Source organism: Polynucleobacter sp. JS-Fieb-80-E5 (genome assembly GCF_018882015.1).
In the GTDB taxonomy this organism is placed as follows: domain Bacteria; phylum Pseudomonadota; class Gammaproteobacteria; order Burkholderiales; family Burkholderiaceae; genus Polynucleobacter.
Map to the genome: position 1 here is coordinate 162,982 of NZ_JACVPH010000003.1, position 15,507 is coordinate 178,488.

At 46.8% G+C, this 15,507-nt stretch carries 18 protein-coding genes; 9 read left to right on the plus strand and 9 right to left on the minus strand.

Going from position 1 to position 15,507, the window contains the following annotated elements:
• Positions 1-61 precede the first annotated feature (61 nt).
• Both dapA and bamC read left to right on the plus strand, forming a co-directional pair.
• Entirely contained in the window at positions 62-934 is an 873-nt protein-coding gene (dapA, locus tag ICN44_RS05710; RefSeq protein WP_216263224.1) for a 4-hydroxy-tetrahydrodipicolinate synthase, read from the plus strand.
• Positions 931-2,079 (plus strand): outer membrane protein assembly factor BamC, encoded by a 1,149-nt coding sequence (bamC, locus tag ICN44_RS05715; protein ID WP_370624873.1) that lies wholly within the window; start codon positions 931-933, stop codon positions 2,077-2,079. Before dapA ends, bamC begins: the two co-directional genes overlap by 4 nt.
• A gap of 61 nt (positions 2,080-2,140) precedes the next feature.
• On the opposite strand, the gene ICN44_RS05720 is transcribed toward bamC, so the two are convergent.
• On the minus strand, positions 2,141-2,314 hold the full coding sequence (locus tag ICN44_RS05720; protein WP_215360080.1) for a hypothetical protein: 174 nt from the start codon (positions 2,312-2,314) through the stop codon (positions 2,141-2,143).
• Positions 2,315-2,424: 110 nt separating this feature from the next.
• On the minus strand, positions 2,425-3,657 hold the full coding sequence (locus ICN44_RS05725) for a cupin domain-containing protein (RefSeq protein WP_216263079.1): 1,233 nt from the start codon (positions 3,655-3,657) through the stop codon (positions 2,425-2,427).
• Between the two features lie 54 nt (positions 3,658-3,711).
• Between ICN44_RS05725 and ICN44_RS05730 the strand changes: the two genes are divergently transcribed.
• The gene (locus tag ICN44_RS05730; RefSeq protein ID WP_216263226.1) at positions 3,712-4,314 is read left to right on the plus strand and encodes a peptidylprolyl isomerase; all 603 of its coding nucleotides are present in this window, start codon (positions 3,712-3,714) and stop codon (positions 4,312-4,314) included.
• Positions 4,315-4,409: 95 nt separating this feature from the next.
• Here the strand turns inward: ICN44_RS05730 and cysE are convergent, their stop codons facing one another.
• Both cysE and ICN44_RS05740 read right to left on the minus strand, forming a co-directional pair.
• Positions 4,410-5,174 (minus strand): serine O-acetyltransferase, encoded by a 765-nt coding sequence (cysE, locus tag ICN44_RS05735; protein WP_215360084.1) that lies wholly within the window; start codon positions 5,172-5,174, stop codon positions 4,410-4,412.
• 23 nt (positions 5,175-5,197) lie between these two features.
• The gene (locus tag ICN44_RS05740) at positions 5,198-5,950 is read right to left on the minus strand and encodes an RNA methyltransferase (RefSeq protein WP_216263080.1); all 753 of its coding nucleotides are present in this window, start codon (positions 5,948-5,950) and stop codon (positions 5,198-5,200) included.
• A 140-nt stretch (positions 5,951-6,090) separates the two neighbouring features.
• On the opposite strand from ICN44_RS05740, the gene ICN44_RS05745 reads away from it, so the two are divergent.
• On the plus strand, positions 6,091-6,879 hold the full coding sequence (locus ICN44_RS05745) for an inositol monophosphatase family protein (protein ID WP_072582299.1): 789 nt from the start codon (positions 6,091-6,093) through the stop codon (positions 6,877-6,879).
• A 33-nt stretch (positions 6,880-6,912) separates the two neighbouring features.
• Here ICN44_RS05745 and ICN44_RS05750 read toward each other — a convergent pair whose 3' ends face one another.
• The 3 genes from ICN44_RS05750 to ICN44_RS05760 are packed head-to-tail and all read right to left on the minus strand — an operon-like array spanning position 6,913 to position 9,081.
• Positions 6,913-7,695 (minus strand): UDP-2,3-diacylglucosamine diphosphatase, encoded by a 783-nt coding sequence (locus tag ICN44_RS05750; protein ID WP_215360090.1) that lies wholly within the window; start codon positions 7,693-7,695, stop codon positions 6,913-6,915.
• Positions 7,692-8,195, minus strand: coding sequence for a peptidylprolyl isomerase (locus tag ICN44_RS05755; RefSeq protein WP_215360092.1), 504 nt, complete (start codon positions 8,193-8,195; stop codon positions 7,692-7,694). Before ICN44_RS05755 ends, ICN44_RS05750 begins: the two co-directional genes overlap by 4 nt.
• Positions 8,167-9,081, minus strand: coding sequence for a M48 family metallopeptidase (locus ICN44_RS05760; RefSeq protein WP_216263081.1), 915 nt, complete (start codon positions 9,079-9,081; stop codon positions 8,167-8,169). Before ICN44_RS05760 ends, ICN44_RS05755 begins: the two co-directional genes overlap by 29 nt.
• A 60-nt stretch (positions 9,082-9,141) precedes the next feature.
• Between ICN44_RS05760 and cysS the strand changes: the two genes are divergently transcribed.
• The 4 genes from cysS to tilS are packed head-to-tail and all read left to right on the plus strand — an operon-like array spanning position 9,142 to position 13,497.
• Entirely contained in the window at positions 9,142-10,563 is a 1,422-nt protein-coding gene (gene cysS / locus ICN44_RS05765) for a cysteine--tRNA ligase (protein WP_216263082.1), read from the plus strand.
• Positions 10,563-11,237 (plus strand): DNA-3-methyladenine glycosylase, encoded by a 675-nt coding sequence (locus tag ICN44_RS05770; RefSeq protein ID WP_216263083.1) that lies wholly within the window; start codon positions 10,563-10,565, stop codon positions 11,235-11,237. Before cysS ends, ICN44_RS05770 begins: the two co-directional genes overlap by 1 nt.
• A 9-nt stretch (positions 11,238-11,246) precedes the next feature.
• The gene (locus ICN44_RS05775; protein ID WP_216263084.1) at positions 11,247-12,218 is read left to right on the plus strand and encodes an acetyl-CoA carboxylase carboxyltransferase subunit alpha; all 972 of its coding nucleotides are present in this window, start codon (positions 11,247-11,249) and stop codon (positions 12,216-12,218) included.
• Positions 12,184-13,497, plus strand: a complete 1,314-nt coding sequence (gene tilS, locus ICN44_RS05780) for a tRNA lysidine(34) synthetase TilS (RefSeq protein ID WP_216263085.1) — start codon at positions 12,184-12,186, stop codon at positions 13,495-13,497. The genes ICN44_RS05775 and tilS overlap by 35 nt, the downstream gene beginning before the upstream one ends.
• Here tilS and ICN44_RS05785 read toward each other — a convergent pair.
• A complete protein-coding gene (locus ICN44_RS05785; RefSeq protein WP_216263086.1) occupies positions 13,487-13,780 on the minus strand; it encodes a type II toxin-antitoxin system RelE/ParE family toxin in 294 nt (97 codons plus the stop codon). The genes tilS and ICN44_RS05785 overlap by 11 nt on opposite strands.
• Entirely contained in the window at positions 13,774-14,058 is a 285-nt protein-coding gene (locus ICN44_RS05790; protein WP_216263087.1) for a hypothetical protein, read from the minus strand. The genes ICN44_RS05785 and ICN44_RS05790 overlap by 7 nt, the downstream gene beginning before the upstream one ends.
• 171 nt (positions 14,059-14,229) lie before the next feature.
• Between ICN44_RS05790 and ICN44_RS05795 the strand changes: the two genes are divergently transcribed.
• The gene (locus ICN44_RS05795) at positions 14,230-15,480 is read left to right on the plus strand and encodes an aspartate kinase (protein ID WP_216263088.1); all 1,251 of its coding nucleotides are present in this window, start codon (positions 14,230-14,232) and stop codon (positions 15,478-15,480) included.
• The last annotated feature ends 27 nt before the right edge of the window (positions 15,481-15,507 follow it).

A 15,507-nucleotide genomic window follows, 5' to 3' on the forward strand; every position in this document is an offset into this window, starting at 1 on the left:
TGCATATTCGGTGACAATTACAGCTCATTCCAAAGGTAGCAAAAAGCCCATCGCTGGCAGTATGCCGGCTATCGTGACTCCCATGTTCGAAGATGGCAGCTTGGATTACGCTAGCTTGCGTTCCTTATTGGATTGGCATGTAGCGGAAGGCACCGACGGAATAGTGATTGTTGGCACTAGTGGAGAGTCTCCAACAGTTTCGGTTGAGGAACATTGCGAGCTCATTCGCGTGACAGTGGAGCAGATTGCTGGACGTATTCCAGTGATTGCTGGCACTGGCGGTAACTCTACGATTGAAGCAATTGAATTAACTCAATTTGCTAAACAGGTTGGCGCGGATGCCAGCTTGCAGGTAGTACCGTATTACAACAAGCCAACGCAAGATGGCATGTTTGCCCACTTTAAGAAGATTGCTGAGTCGGTTGATTTGCCAGTGATTTTGTATAACGTTCCTGGCAGAACGGTTGCTGATTTGGCTGGCGATACGGTCGTCCGTTTAGCGGGTGTGCCAGGCATTATTGGTATTAAAGAGGCAACAGGTAGCTTAGAGCGTGGCACCTTATTGATTAATGATCTCAAGCGTGCTGGCCATCAAGACTTCTCCGTATTTTCGGGTGACGATCTGACTGCAGCCATGTTGATGTTGATGGGTGGCAAGGGAAACATTTCTGTCACGGCCAATATTGCTCCGCGTTTGATGCATGAGCTCTACGTAGCTGCTATGTCAGATGATGTGAAAAGAACCCGTGAGATTCAATATCAATTGATTGCAGTCCATAAGGCCATGTTCACAGAGGCTAATCCAATTCCAGTGAAGTGGGCATTACACGAGATGGGCAAGATTACTGCTGGCATTCGTTTGCCGCTAACGCCTTTAAGCAATTCCTTGCGCGAGCCTTTGAAGGCAGCGTTAAAACAGGCCAACCTATTATGATGAATTTGCTCCAACTATCCCGTCGATACTTATCGATTCTCTCTTTAATTGTTATTGCCTCTGCTGCATTGACTGCTTGTAAGTCAGTTACGAGTAGCGATACCGTTGACTACAAGAGTGCAGGTGCAGTGCGCGGCCCTAATTTGTCATACCCGCCAGACTTAATCACAGCACAGGCTGATCGCCGCTACATCGTTCAGGATGGTACAGCGACGATGTCTGAATACAATGCCGCGGTTAAGAAATCATCACAGATGCGCAGTAATGTTATGACGGGTATTCCCGGCATGCGCATTGCGCGTGATGGTGAGCGTCGTTGGTTGGTGGTTGAAAAACCAGCTCCTGAGCTCTACCCACAAGTAAAAGATTTCTGGCAAGAGAATGGCTTCTTGTTGGTAATCGATTCGCCATCAACTGGCATTATGGAAACCGACTGGGCAGAAAATCGCGCAAAGATTGCACAAGATTGGATTCGTTCGACGATTGGTGGTGCATTAGATTCTATATATGACACTGGTGAGCGTGACAAATATAAAACACGTTTAGAAGTTTCTAAGCCTGGCGAAACGGAGATTTACATTACCCAACGCGGCGCGATTGAGAAATGTACTACCGACACAACTGGCGCTTGTTTATCCACTATTTGGACTCCTCGTCCTAGCGACCCAGAATTAGAAGCAGTATTCTTGGCTCGTTTGATGGAGCGCTTGGGCATGACGCAAGAGCAAGCAAAAGCAATGGTTGCAGTGCCTCTTGGCCCTAAAACACCTAAAGCAAAGTTTGTTCAAGAGGGCGTCAACCAGGCTTATATTGAACTCAGCACAGGCTTTGATCGCTCTTGGCGTGATGTTGGATTAGCCCTAGATCGTTCTAACTTCACGGTTGAGGATCGAAATCGCTCAACTGGTGTTTACTATGTTCGTTACGTGAACCCTAAAGACTTGGGCGACACCAAAGGCTTCTTCTCCAACCTCTTTAGCAGTAAAGATGACTCTGGTATGAAGGCTAAAAAATATCAGGTGCTTGTGAAGAGTACTGGTGAGAATTCTGCAAATGTTTATGTACAGAACGCTGATGGTAAGCCAGAAAATACGCCTGCTGGTTATCAATTGCTGACTTTGTTAACGGAGCAACTAACAAGGTAGTAGTTATTGAAGACAAATAAAAAAGCCGCTTTTCAGCGGCTTTTTTTCTTCATGAAGAAGATTACTTCTTAGCGTCAGCAGCAGGAGCAGCTGGAGCTGGAGCAGCAGCAGGAGCTTCAGCAGCAGGAGCAGCTGGAGCAGCAGCAGGAGCTTCAGCAGGTTTTGCTTCTTCTTTTTTACCGCAAGCGGCCAAGGCGATTGCTAACATAGCAGCGAATACGAGTGACTTCTTCATTTGTAAATTCCTTTAAAAAAATTAATAACAATTACCGGTAATTGTTCTTTGGATATACCGAGGGATTGCCCCTAAGTAGTTTCCAGTAAATATTATATCCATCTCCGTATTCAGTGTTCAAAAACCAACCATCCGGCTAAATAAGCCTCATAAAGGCTGGATTGACCAAGCTGTTTGAGTTTGCCCACCCTGAGTTCTTTATGTGCCGAGAGGCTCTGCCAGGCCGAAAGAATATCTGAGGATTGCCCCCGGGTCATGGATTCTCCATTGCAATACACCTGTTTTCCAAGGCTCAGAATACGGGTTTGTGCATGGGGGAGAAGTCTGTTAGACCCAAGTTTCTTAAGGAATGCATTCGGTTTTAGGGGTCTATCGGGGGCGTCAAAAAGGGCTTGTTGTTTGGGTTCTGATAGATAGGCGGTAATCCCGGGTAAAAATCCATCAATTTGGTCTAGTTTTAGCTCTTTGAGCTTTGAGCCTAGTTGTTTGATGAGCTCTTCGGGCAATTGCTCTGCACTATGAGTTGCGCCTTGTTTAGGATCTGCAAACTTGCTCTCTAGGGCGGGAATATCTTCCAAAGATTCGGCTAGGCGCCACAAACCTTCTTGCAGTAATTCTTTAAAGCTGGGGGAGCGAAATCCAACAGACCATGTTTGGCAACCCGCATCGAGTGCAATGCCATCATGAGCAACATGTGGCGGTAGATACAACATATCGCCAGGATCTAGCGTCCACTCTTGCTCAGGTTTAAAGTTACGCAGAATTTTTAGTGGAAGATCAGAGCTAAGGCTCAGATCTTTTTGTTCTGAAATTTTCCATTGCCTTCTGCCGGACATTTGAATCAGAAAGACATCATAAGAATCAAAGTGGGGGCCAACACCGCCTCCAATACCAGCAATGCTAATCATTAAGTCATCTAAGCGCGCATCAGGAATAAAGCGGAACCAAGACAGAATGTTTGCAGCTGCTGGATGATGGGCCTCCATTCCTTGAAGCAATAAAGTCCAGTCGGGCTTGTCGATCGATGGAATTGCCCTTTTAGAAAACGGCCCGCTATCAAAGCTCCATGGATAGGACTTAACCAGGCGGGCTTCCACCGCATCTTGCAGGGCAAATTTGAGTAACTCTTGGGTGGGAATTGGGCTATCCAGGAGTCCACCGGCGTGAGCCGAAAGGGCAAATGCCGGAATCGCCCCACGGATGAGAAGGGGCTTTTTATGCCAATACCGCGCCATGAACTGGTTTGGGCTAATACCCCCAAATAAGGCCCAGGGCTCGCCTAAAGGGAGGTTTGCAGGGGCCCGGGGAGGCTCATAGGGTTTGCTCAAGTAAAATGAGGTCATAAAGTAAAAAGCTATTTAGAAACTGATTAAAAACGAATGTTCGACAAATTCCGCATGAAGATTGAAAAAAATACCATCGTATCCCTTCGCTATAAGTTAACCGATGCGCAAAACAATGTTATCGAGGAACCCGATTCTCCGATGGTATACCTGCACGGTGGTTATGAAGGCACTTTTCCTAAAATCGAGACCCTGCTTGATGGCCAAGATATTGGTTATGAGGCAACGATTCAGCTAGAGCCTAGTGAAGCCTTTGGTGAATATGATCCTGAGTTGTTAAAGATCGAACCGCGCACCCGTTTCCCTGAGCCTTTAGAAGTAGGGATGCAATTTGAAGGTGTTCCTGATGCAGATGAGGATGCCGCAGTAGATGATCCTGAAGATGATGAGCCTTTAATCTATACCGTTACAGATGTTGCAGATAGTCAGGTCGTGTTAGATGGCAATCATCCCTTAGCAGGCATGGCATTACGTTTTTGGGTTCAAGTTGAAGATGTTCGCGCAGCCACTGATGATGAAATTGAAAATCGTCATCCAGAAGGTGGAGAAAGTTTTTCGTTTGGAATGCCCAATGATGATGGCGATGACGATGAAGGGGAGGAATTTCCAGGCGGTGCATTAGGTAGTGATAGCACTGGCCCACGTACGCTGCATTAATTAAAACCAAACTTGCATAAAAAAAGGAATAGCATGCTATTCCTTTTTTTATACATTATTTCTTCTGCATGACCCCAAGGGGTAACTAAGAATCACTATTCTCTCAACCACTGTTTAATCGCATCAAGGTCGCGTTTGGTATCACTAGAGCCTTCAGCATCAATGCCAGCAGGGGTGTTGCTTAACTTGGCTAATGCCTTCTCTAGCGCTGCAATCTTGGCTTCCTGTTCGATCGTGGCATCAATTAAACCTTTGAGTGCCATTGATACAGGATCATCTACATTCGGTGTCACTCCATAAGCAGAAAAATATTCTTTTGTTTTGCTATCAGGACTTTGCGGTAAATCTGGATGCAGGATGCGCGCAGGAATACCAACAGCAGTCGCACCCGCAGGAATTTCTTTTAGTACTACGGCATTGGATCCAACGCGTGCGCCATCGCCTACAGTAAATCCACCGAGAACTTTTGCACCGGCACTGACCACAACACCTTTACCAAGAGTAGGGTGGCGTTTAACGCCTTTATAAAGCGAAGTACCGCCCAAGGTAACGCCTTGATAAATCGTGCAGTCATCACCAATTTCTGTGGTCTCGCCAATCACAATGCCAAGTCCATGATCCAGAAATACTCGGCGACCAATCTTTGCACCAGGATGAATTTCTATCCCAGTGAAAAAACGCGCAAACATGGACAACACGCGGGCAAGCCATTTCAGACCAAGATTCCATAAAAAATGGGAGATGCGATGCAGCCAAACTGCATGCAAGCCTTGGTAGCAAGTGATGACCTCGAGACGATTCCGGGCTGCTGGGTCTCTGGCAATAATGGAGTCGACTTGGTCGAATAGGGGATTTGACATAGCTTGATTTTAACGGGATGCGCTTATTTTCTCAGGAGCATCTGTTTTGCAATACCGCGCAGCAGATCAATCTCTTCTTTATGAAGGCGGCTACGAGCAAACAGCGCTTGAATACGGGGCATTAGTTTCTTGGGGTTGGCTGGATCTAAATACCCAATGGCCTCCAGACCTTCGCGCCAATGTTCCACCATCGCTGCAACGGCCGCAGGATCGGCAAAATCAGCCATTTCTTCCCGGCTAGATAAGGTATTTCGCCCTCCCAAATGCCGGGAGAGTGTTTCCCTAAGGGTGTAGGCGCAGACCATAATTGCCTGGGCCAAGTTAAGAGACGGGTAGTCAGGATTGGCATCTAACCAGACCCTATGGGTGCATAAGGCCAAATGATCGTTATCCAAGCCAGTTCTTTCTGGACCAAAGAGCAGGGCAACCTGTCCTCCTACTGATGTCGTATCGGCTATTAAGGTCCGAGCGGTCTCCCAGTCTAAGGCTGGCGGGCCAAATTCTCGATCACGGCTGGTTAAGCCTAAAACTAGTGAGCAACCCTCTACGGCGGAAGATAGGGAGCTGGTTTCTGAGGAGCACTCAAGGATATCTGCCGCACCGCTGGCTAGAGCGATTGCATCGGGATTTGTTGCTACACCCTTGATCTTAGGATTAATAAGGCGCAGGTCGCTAAAGCCCATCGTTTTAAGGGCGCGAGCAGCAGAACCCACATTTCCTGGGTGACTGGTTTCGACTAAAACCCAGCGCAGTAGTTCAGATTTGTCGATATTCATCAATGCCAATGGGGGTGTTTATAGGGGGTAATAGATGCTAATCGTTTAGAATCAGTCTGTTAGCTTCGTATTGTCACGCAATTTTCCTTTTTGCAGGCATTACAAGGAGCTTGTTCTTATTTAATTTGTCCATCAATACTATGCATCCCATGTTAAATGTGGCCGTCAAGGCCGCCCGTCGCGCTGGAACAGTCATTAATCGTGCTTCTTTGAATTTGGAGCGCTTGCAAGTTGACCGTAAGCAACACAACGATTTCGTCACCGAGGTGGACAAAGCCGCAGAAGCGGCCATCATTGAAACGCTTAGCGAAGCCTATCCAACTCATGGATTTTTAGCTGAAGAAACAGGCGAGCACAATGCCGATGCAGAAAACGTATGGATCATTGATCCACTCGATGGCACAACTAATTTCATTCACGGCTTTCCGCAGTATGCGGTTTCGATTGCGCTCGCAGTCAATGGCGTGACTCAACAAGCCGTAGTTTATGACCCAACACGTGATGAGTTATTCACCGCTACCCGTGGTGCGGGCGCATATTTGGATCGTCGGCGTTTACGTGTAGCCACTCAAGATCGCTTGGCAAATTCTTTACTCGGTACTGGCTTTCCATATCGTGAAGACCAGGACTTAGAAAAGTATTTAAAGATCTTTGCCGAAATGTCACGTCAATGCGCGGGCTTGCGTCGCCCAGGTGCTGCATCATTGGATTTGGCTTATGTAGCAGCTGGTCGTTACGATGGATTTTTTGAGAGCGATCTCAAACCATGGGACATGGCTGCTGGTGCTTTGCTGATCACTGAAGCGGGCGGACTGATTGGTAACTATCGCGGCGAAGAAGGCTTTCTGAAAAGCGGTGAAGTCATGGCTGCTAATCCACGCATCTTTGCGCAGATGGTGCAGTCGCTCTCTAAGTACTCAGTTTCTTAATAGACATTTCTCGACTCGAGAAGTCAGTAGTGCTTAGTGCTTAATGAGGTCGAGATAGCGCGCTCCAGCACTATCGATCAGTAGGGCGCTTGCCCGAGGGTGAAGGCTCTCAGGGTGATCGAGATCCCAGTCAGATAAAACCCAGCGCTGCCAAGCCTGGGTATCCAAAGATTCTTCATGATGGGCTGGCAAGTGAGTATGCCCATGAATCAATCTGTCTCCAGATTGATCTTTCATCACAGTTGCACAAGCTTCTCGCGTGACATCCATTTTGAGTTGACTTGCAGCCGAGCGTTGCTGTGTTTGATATTGGCTATGGCTATTGCTACGTAGATGTTGGGCAACACCTCTGCGCCAATTGACGGGCAAGGTTAAAAAGAGTTTTTGCACCCAAGGTTTTCTAACCCAACTACGAAATACCTGATAGCCAAAGTCTGCGGTACATAAAGCATCACCATGGGCTAAGACCCATTTGTGTGAAGCTAATTCGACTACGCTAGGGTCTGGCAAGAGCGTCATGCCAGTCTTTTTAATAAAACTTTTGCCGATTAAAAAATCTCGATTGCCATGGATGTAATACGTTTTTACTTTGGCAGAAAGATTGGCGATGGCACGCTGAACTTCTTGTTGAAAAGGTGAGGATGCGGATGCATCGTCACCAACCCAATACTCAAATAAGTCACCTAGAATAAATACAGCCTCAACTTTAGGGGCGTCTTTTTCACAGAAGTCAAAAAAGCGTTGCGCCGTCAAGGGCATTGACGGCGTGAGGTGTAAGTCTGATATGAGCAGCGCGCTCGCGTGTTGCGGAATCATTCCTCGAGAACAGTAGCCTTCTCAATCACAACATCTTCAGCAGGAACATCTTGGTGAAAGCCGGAGCTACCAGTTTTGACTTTGCGAATGGTGTCAACAACATCCATGCCGCCAGTAACTTTTCCGAATACCGCATAACCCCAGCCTTGGGCATTCGGAGCAGTGTGGTTTAAGAAATCGTTGTCATTCACATTGATGAAGAATTGAGCGGTTGCAGAATGAGGGTCGCTGGTACGCGCCATGGCTACAGTGTAGCGATCATTCTTAAGGCCATTATTGGCTTCGTTTTCAATTTCTGCACCTGTTGGCTTTTGCTTCATGCCGGCAGTCATGCCGCCGCCTTGCACCATAAAGTTATCAATGACGCGGTGGAAAATCGTGCCATCGTAATGACCGCTTTTTACATACTGCAAAAAGTTAGCAACACTTTTCGGTGCCTTAGCTGCGTCAAGAGTGAGGGTGATCTCACCCTTATTGGTTTTTAAGAGTACTTTCGCCATTATTAGGTCTACTTTCTAGAGGGTTAGTGGATGGAGTATTGCTAGGCAGAGAATCTGCAGAATTGAGGGCGCGATTAACGGGGCGCTTTGCAGGGGGCTTGAGCACATCTAAGAGTGCTTTAGCGCGGTTGGAGTATTGACGCTGATTCAGCGTTGCATTTTTCGCAGCGTCTTCATACGCTTGAGCGCCAAGGCGAATATAGATCTCACCCAAATTAGCTGAGGCAATGGCATAGCTAGGACGCAGCTTTAATGCAAGCTCTAAATAATCTCGCGCTTCAATCCATTGACCTTGGTTGGCAGCTATCGCGGCAAGATTGTTATAGGGTTCTGGTAATTCAGGGAACTGCTGAGTAATTTCAATCAACGTTTTTTTGGCTTGATCGAATTGCCGCATCTCAATTTGTAAGCGGGCTTTTACAAAACGCAATTGCACATTGCGTGGTGTCTTCTTAAGATCTACATTGATTTGGGTAACCGCATCTTGGTATTTTCGTGCCTTGATCAGTTTTTCTACATCGGATGGCACCGCATTTTTGGTGATGGGATCCGGCTCAATAATCAAGAAGGATAAAAATGGGACGCCAACGGTCTCTGATAACTCTGGGTTTAATGGGTCATAGCCCATATCCGCCGATAACCTAGGGGGATCCGTTGGGCTGTAACCGCCTAAATAGGGTTGTGGAGCCATTTGGCCTGACTTCATTTCCTGGGCATTTAATGCCTGAATTTCAGCATCGGCACGTTGCTGGGCAGGCGTGCTGCAGCCTGTCATCAGTACCAGTGATACCAAAGTGGCAAAAGCTGGGACTAAGACCTTATTCAGGGCAAGGTGTGGCGCTGGGGCGTTGTGGGGCATAGAGGAAGGGGTGTGAAACGGGCTCATTCGATATACTCAGCGCTCAGTCTAACAAATTGGCGCTACTTGCCCCACCTTTATAGCCCTATGCTGCAAATCTATAACACCCTTAGCCGTTCTAAACAGGTCTTTAAGCCCATAGTGCCGGGCAAGGTCAAGATGTACGTCTGCGGCATGACGGTTTATGACTTTTGTCATATTGGCCATGCCAGGGTCATGATCGTCTTTGATATGGTGGTTCGTTGGCTTAGGGCTAGTGGTTATGAAGTGCTTTATGTGCGCAATATCACCGATATTGATGACAAAATCATCAATCGTGCCATTGAGAATGGCGAACCTATTTCTGTATTAACCAATCGCTTTATCGATGCGATGCATGCCGACTCGGATGAGTTGGGTTTAATGCATCCCGATCAAGAGCCGCGCGCTACCGATTACATCGCCCAAATGCAGGGCATGATTGGCAGGCTTATTGAAAACGAATTGGCTTATCAAGCTAATGATGGTGATGTGAATTTTGCGGTGCGTTTATTGCCACGTTATGGTCAGCTATCTGGTAAGTCGCTTGATGAATTACATGCTGGTGAGCGGGTGGCAGTGGGTGATGGCAAACGTGACCCACTGGATTTTGTTTTATGGAAAAGTGCTAAAGCAGAAGAGCCGGCTGATACTCGCTGGAAATCGCCCTGGGGCGAAGGCCGTCCAGGCTGGCATATTGAGTGCTCAGCAATGTCTTGTGACTTACTGGGCGAGCATTTTGATATTCATGGTGGCGGTGCCGATTTGCAATTCCCGCACCACGAAAATGAAATTGCGCAAAGCGAAGGCGCTTTGTATGGCAAAGATCGCAAAGAAGATGATGTTCCCTTTGTTAACTACTGGATGCATAACGGCCACATTCGGGTGAATGAAGAGAAAATGTCCAAGTCATTGGGCAACTTCTTTTTAATACGAGATGTCTTAAAAAGCTTTGATCCAGAAGTATTGCGTTTCTTCATGCTGAAGGCACATTACCGTAGCCCGATTAATTACAGCGATGCACAACTAGAAGAGGCGCGCTCAGGCCTTGGTCGTCTATATACCGCATTGGCTCAAGCCCCAAAAGCCCAATCAATTAATCTAGATCCACATAATCCATGGGCTAAGCGTTTTGCGGATGCCATGAATGATGATTTCAATACACCTGAAGCGATTGCAGTCTTGTTTGACCTGGCCAGCGAAGTCAACCGCGCGCAAGGTGATGAAAAGCAATTACTCGCCAATACAATGAAGGCTCTCGGCGCTTCCCTGAATTTCTTGCAACGTGATCCAACCGCATTTTTACAAGCAGGCTCTAAAGATCAGGATGGCTTAAGTCCTGCACAAATTGAAGAGCGTATCGCTGCACGTGTAGCCGCTAAACAGGCAAAAGATTTTGCCCAAGCAGACTTAATTCGTAAGGCATTACTAGAGCAGGGAATTGTTCTGGAAGATAAACCCGGCGGCTTAACAGAATGGCGTAGGGCTTAATGACTGTTGTAAAAGAAATAAAAGAAGAAAAAACAGAATCAATCTTGCAAGAAATTGCTCCAGACTATTGGGAGCAGGCTTGCATAGAATTGATGAAGCACGATCGTATTCTGAAAAAACTGATTCCTAAAATTGGATCCGGATTTTTAGTGACACGCGGCGATTCATTTAATACCTTGGCAAGATCAATTGTGGGGCAACAGATTTCAGTGGCAGCAGCCCAATCCGTTTGGAATAGAGTGGTTGCTGCCAGCAAAAAGAAAGTCACCCCTAAAAATATCCTAGCGCTCTCCGTAGAAGAATTGCGCGCCGCTGGATTATCTGGGCGCAAGGCGGAGTACATCCGTGATTTGGCAGATCACTTTGATTCTGGGCGCCTGCATGCCAATCAGTGGAAAGATATGGATGATGAGAGCGTGATCAAAGAATTAAGCTCTATTCGGGGAATTGGCCGCTGGACTGCTGAAATGTTCCTCATTTTTAATATGGTTCGCCCTAATATCCTCCCCCTAGACGATGTTGGTCTAATTAAAGCTATTTCCCTCAATTACTTCAGCGGTGAGCCTGTTAGCCGCCATGAGGCGAGGGAGGTGGCTGCCAATTGGGCCCCATGGCGAACGGTAGCTACCTGGTATATGTGGAGAAGTCTCGACCCCGCCCCAGTTGAACATTAAAATCAGACTATGAAAACGACTTTCCTGGATTTTGAGCAGCAAATCGCCGAATTAGAGTCAAAGATTGAAGAGCTGCGTTTTGTACAAGACGAGTCATCGGTAGATATCTCCGATGAGATCAAAACGCTTGCCGAAAAAAGTCAGCAGTTAACAAAAGATGTTTATGCCAATTTGACTCCTTGGCAGGTCTCTCAAGTAGCGCGTCATCCACAGCGTCCTTACACCTTAGATTATGTTGACGCCTTATTTACCGACTTCCATGAACTGCATGGTGATCGCACTTTTGCAGATGATCAATCAATCATTGCTGGATTAGCCCGTTTTGAAAATCAGCCTTGCATGGTGATTGGTCATCAGAAGGGCCGCGATACTAAAGAGCGTGCCCTCAGAAACTTCGGCATGAGTCGGCCAGAAGGTTATCGCAAAGCAATGCGCCTTATGCGTCTTGCAGAAAAGTTTGGCATTCCGGTATTTACTTTTGTGGATACCCCAGGCGCATTCCCTGGTATTGATGCAGAAGAGCGCAATCAGTCTGAAGCGATTGGTCGCAATTTGTTTGTGCAAGCAGAGCTTGAAGTTCCAATCATCGCCACCATTATTGGTGAAGGTGGTTCCGGTGGTGCGTTAGCAATTGCTATGGGCGATGTGGTCTTAATGTTGCAGAACTCCATTTACTCAGTAATCTCTCCTGAAGGCTGCGCCTCTATCCTCTGGAAGACCGCCGATAAGGCTCCTGAGGCGGCTGAGCAGCTGGGCCTCACAGCTCAGCGCTTAAAGGCTTTGGGTTTAATCGATAAGATCGTTGCTGAGCCTATTGGTGGCGCACATCGTGATTACGACAATATGATGAGCAATATGCGCAAAGCACTTGCTGAATCCTTAAAAACTTTTGATGGCATGAAGGTAGATGCATTACTTGAACGTCGTCATGAGCGTTTGATGAGCTATGGCAAGTTCAAGGAAATTACAGCAAAGTCCTAAGCCGGGAAAACGAATTGCGGTTGCCTTAAGTGGCGGCCTCGATTCGGTTGTGTTGCTCGACACGGTTTGCAAGGCGCAAGCTAAAGAAGCAACACAAAACAAAAACCAAACCAAGAACGAGATTTACGCTTTTCATATTCATCATGGCTTGCAAAAATCAGCAGATGAGTGGTTAATCTTTTGTGAGAAGCTAGCAAAAAAATACAAGATCCATTTTGATTTTCGACTCTTGCATCTAGACAATCCACACGAGCAAGGCAATATCGAGGCTAGAGCAAGAGCAGGGCGTTACGAAGCGCTCGCCGATCTCTGTGAAGAATATTGCATCGAAGATTTACTCTTGGCCCATCACCAAAACGATCAAGCGGAAACCGTTCTCCTGCAGCTCCTGCGGGGCTCAGGCGTAGCTGGCTTGTCTGGTATGCCAACCAGTAGGGGAGTTTCAAGCAATCAAAGTCTCACCCTATGGCGACCACTTTTAAATCAAAGTAGACAAGAGCTTGAGGCTTACGCAAAAGAACATAAGCTCCAATGGATTGAAGATCCCAGCAATCAAGATACAAAATATCGCCGTAATGCCGTTCGTAAAAGAATTATTCCAGTACTAGAAAAGATTCAACCAGAAGCCTTGGCTAATATGGCGCGCAGTGCAGAGCTTCTTAGCGAAGCACAAACACTACTTAACCGACTAGCAACACAAGATGGCAGAAGCATTCTCAATAAAGATCAATTGAAAGTAAGCCCATTACTAGCTCTTGCTAAAGATGATTTACCGGCAGCAAACAATGTCTTGCGCCATTGGTTGCAAACGCAGCAGTTGGCGATGCCATCTCAGGAGCGCCTACAAGCTTGGTGGCGTGATCTTGCTAAAGTCAAAGCAGATGCCAAATTAGAGTGGTTGCATGATGAGAAAAAAATCTACCTATGGCGTGGGGCACTGCAAGTATCCAATCCAGAAGAAGGGGGTTGGGTTCTCAAATTACTTCCAGCGAATTCCAAGCAATTAGGTCTGCCTGCAGATTGGGTAAAAGCTGCCCAAGAGAATAATCAAATCACCCTTAGAGAGCGCCTAGGCTCGGAGAAGATCCAGGTTAAGCCTAAGACGCCCCGTAAAACCCTTAAAAACCTCTACCAGGAGGCTGATATCCCACCCTGGGAGCGTCAGGCCCCCTTGCTCTATATCAACGATGAATTGATCGCGGTGGCTGGTATTGGGCTGAGTTACCCACATCTGACTTCAGATGGCAAACGTTTCCTGCCAATTTGGACTAAGGCGTAATCCCAGATTCTTTTTGATGACGTATGGTGCAAATGAGCACGGCATTTTTAGTTTCATCAAAGCTGTATAGCGCTACGTAACCAGACTTTCCGCGGGAGATAATTAATTCTCTGATGTGGGCATCGCAGGTGCGACCGATGTAAGGGTGTTCAGACAATATCTGAATTGCGCTCTCAATAATTTCTAAAGTAGCTAGAGCAGCATTTTTGTCACTTTCAACTAAAAAGTCAGTAAGTCTCTCGAGATCTAATAGGGCTCTTGGGGAGAAAACAATTCTTACCAATTCGCTGCTTTCAAGGTTGACTTCTTAACGGCAATGCGTGCTTTTAAATGTTTAAAGACTTTATCTGCATCATGCACTTTACCTTCTTGTAAAACCTCCTTGCGAGCATTGTTAGCGTCTTCAATAAAAGATCTCCGCAATTCCGCATTGATGCTTGCTTGCTTAATTGCTTCAACCATAAAGGCGTGAGTAGTAATGCCAAGATCTTTGGCCGCATTGGCTGCTTGGAGTTTGATTTCATCAGTGAGTTTGAGGGAGGTCGTACTTATAGGGCTCATGGAAGCTCCAAAGGAAACATTGAGGTAACACTAAAGTAACACCATGCTAAACCGGCCCTAGTGCAAAGTCAACGAGTTGGGCTTAAGCCCTACAAAACCCTGTAAAATAAGCCCTTTTTAGACCTCCAAGGATTCATTTCCTTGTTACAGATAGTTAAATAGACGGTTTTTATGGCTCTTATCGTTCATAAGTACGGCGGCACCTCAATGGGCTCAACAGAGCGCATTGCCAATGTTGCCAAGCGCGTTGCCAAATGGATGCGTGCAGGTCACCAAGTGGTGGTCGTGCCCTCGGCCATGTCTGGCGAAACTAATCGCTTGCTCGGCCTTGCAAAAGAAATTAATCCGGATGCAAACCCACGCGAGTTAGATCAAATTGCATCTACTGGTGAGCAAGTTAGCTCCGGTCTCTTAGCGCTGGCGTTAATCCGTGAGGGTATCGATGCAGTGAGTTACGCTGGTTGGCAAGTAACAGTCCACACGGATTCTGCATTTACCAAAGCGCGCATTAAGAGCATTGATAGCGAAAAGATTCTCAAAGACCTGAATGCTGGTCGTGCAGTTGTTGTTACTGGTTTCCAGGGTGTTGATCCTAACGGCAATATCACCACGCTAGGTCGCGGTGGTTCTGATACATCAGCAGTAGCGATGGCAGCAGCCCTGAAAGCCGATGAGTGCTTAATCTACACAGACGTTGATGGTGTGTACACAACTGACCCCCGTGTTTGTGAAGATGCACGTCGCTTAGATAAGATTACCTTTGAAGAGATGCTAGAAATGGCAAGCTTAGGTTCAAAGGTATTGCAGATCCGTTCAGTGGAATTTGCTGGTAAGTACAAAGTTAAAACCCGGGTTCTGTCTTCATTGACAGACCCATTGATGCCTTTAGACATTGAGATGAAGTCGGGCACCTTGATTACATTTGAAGAGGACAGCACTATGGAAGCCGCAGTTATTTCCGGCATCGCCTTTGCGCGTGATGAAGCGAAGATTACCGTTCTTGGAGTTCCTGATCGTCCAGGTATTGCGTATCAAATTCTTGGCCCGATTGCGGATGCCAATATTGATGTGGACATCATCATTCAGAACCAATCTGTAGAAGGTAAGACAGACTTCACATTTACAGTGCCACGTGCTGATTATCAAAAAGCATTGGACTTGCTCAAGAACACTGTGCAAGCGCATATTGAGGCAAAAGAAATCTCTGGCGATCCAAAAGTCTCTAAGGTTTCAGTTGTTGGTGTTGGTATGCGTTCCCATGTTGGTATCGCCAGCAAGATGTTCCGCACTTTGTCGGAAGAGGGCATCAACATCTTGATGATCTCTACTAGCGAAATCAAGATCTCTGTGGTCATTGATGAGAAATACATGGAATTGGCTGTACGCGCCTTGCACAAGGCATTTGAGCTGGACCAGAAGTAACTAAAAAGCGTAATAAACCCCTCAGGA

Coding starts and splice junctions, on each gene's coding strand:
- ICN44_RS05760 (WP_216263081.1), bottom strand. CDS start 9,081: ATGAGCCCGTTTCACACCCCTTCCTCTATGCCCCACAACGCCCCAGCG.
- ICN44_RS05775 (WP_216263084.1), top strand. CDS start 11,247: ATGAAAACGACTTTCCTGGATTTTGAGCAGCAAATCGCCGAATTAGAG.
- ICN44_RS05720 (WP_215360080.1), bottom strand. CDS start 2,314: ATGAAGAAGTCACTCGTATTCGCTGCTATGTTAGCAATCGCCTTGGCC.
- ICN44_RS05725 (WP_216263079.1), bottom strand. CDS start 3,657: ATGACCTCATTTTACTTGAGCAAACCCTATGAGCCTCCCCGGGCCCCT.
- tilS (WP_216263085.1), top strand. CDS start 12,184: ATGGCAAGTTCAAGGAAATTACAGCAAAGTCCTAAGCCGGGAAAACGA.
- ICN44_RS05745 (WP_072582299.1), top strand. CDS start 6,091: ATGCATCCCATGTTAAATGTGGCCGTCAAGGCCGCCCGTCGCGCTGGA.
- ICN44_RS05750 (WP_215360090.1), bottom strand. CDS start 7,695: ATGATTCCGCAACACGCGAGCGCGCTGCTCATATCAGACTTACACCTC.
- ICN44_RS05795 (WP_216263088.1), top strand. CDS start 14,230: ATGGCTCTTATCGTTCATAAGTACGGCGGCACCTCAATGGGCTCAACA.
- ICN44_RS05740 (WP_216263080.1), bottom strand. CDS start 5,950: ATGAATATCGACAAATCTGAACTACTGCGCTGGGTTTTAGTCGAAACC.
- cysS (WP_216263082.1), top strand. CDS start 9,142: ATGCTGCAAATCTATAACACCCTTAGCCGTTCTAAACAGGTCTTTAAG.
- cysE (WP_215360084.1), bottom strand. CDS start 5,174: ATGTCAAATCCCCTATTCGACCAAGTCGACTCCATTATTGCCAGAGAC.
- ICN44_RS05790 (WP_216263087.1), bottom strand. CDS start 14,058: ATGAGCCCTATAAGTACGACCTCCCTCAAACTCACTGATGAAATCAAA.
- bamC (WP_370624873.1), top strand. CDS start 931: ATGATGAATTTGCTCCAACTATCCCGTCGATACTTATCGATTCTCTCT.
- ICN44_RS05770 (WP_216263083.1), top strand. CDS start 10,563: ATGACTGTTGTAAAAGAAATAAAAGAAGAAAAAACAGAATCAATCTTG.
- ICN44_RS05755 (WP_215360092.1), bottom strand. CDS start 8,195: ATGGCGAAAGTACTCTTAAAAACCAATAAGGGTGAGATCACCCTCACT.
- dapA (WP_216263224.1), top strand. CDS start 62: ATGCCGGCTATCGTGACTCCCATGTTCGAAGATGGCAGCTTGGATTAC.
- ICN44_RS05730 (WP_216263226.1), top strand. CDS start 3,712: ATGAAGATTGAAAAAAATACCATCGTATCCCTTCGCTATAAGTTAACC.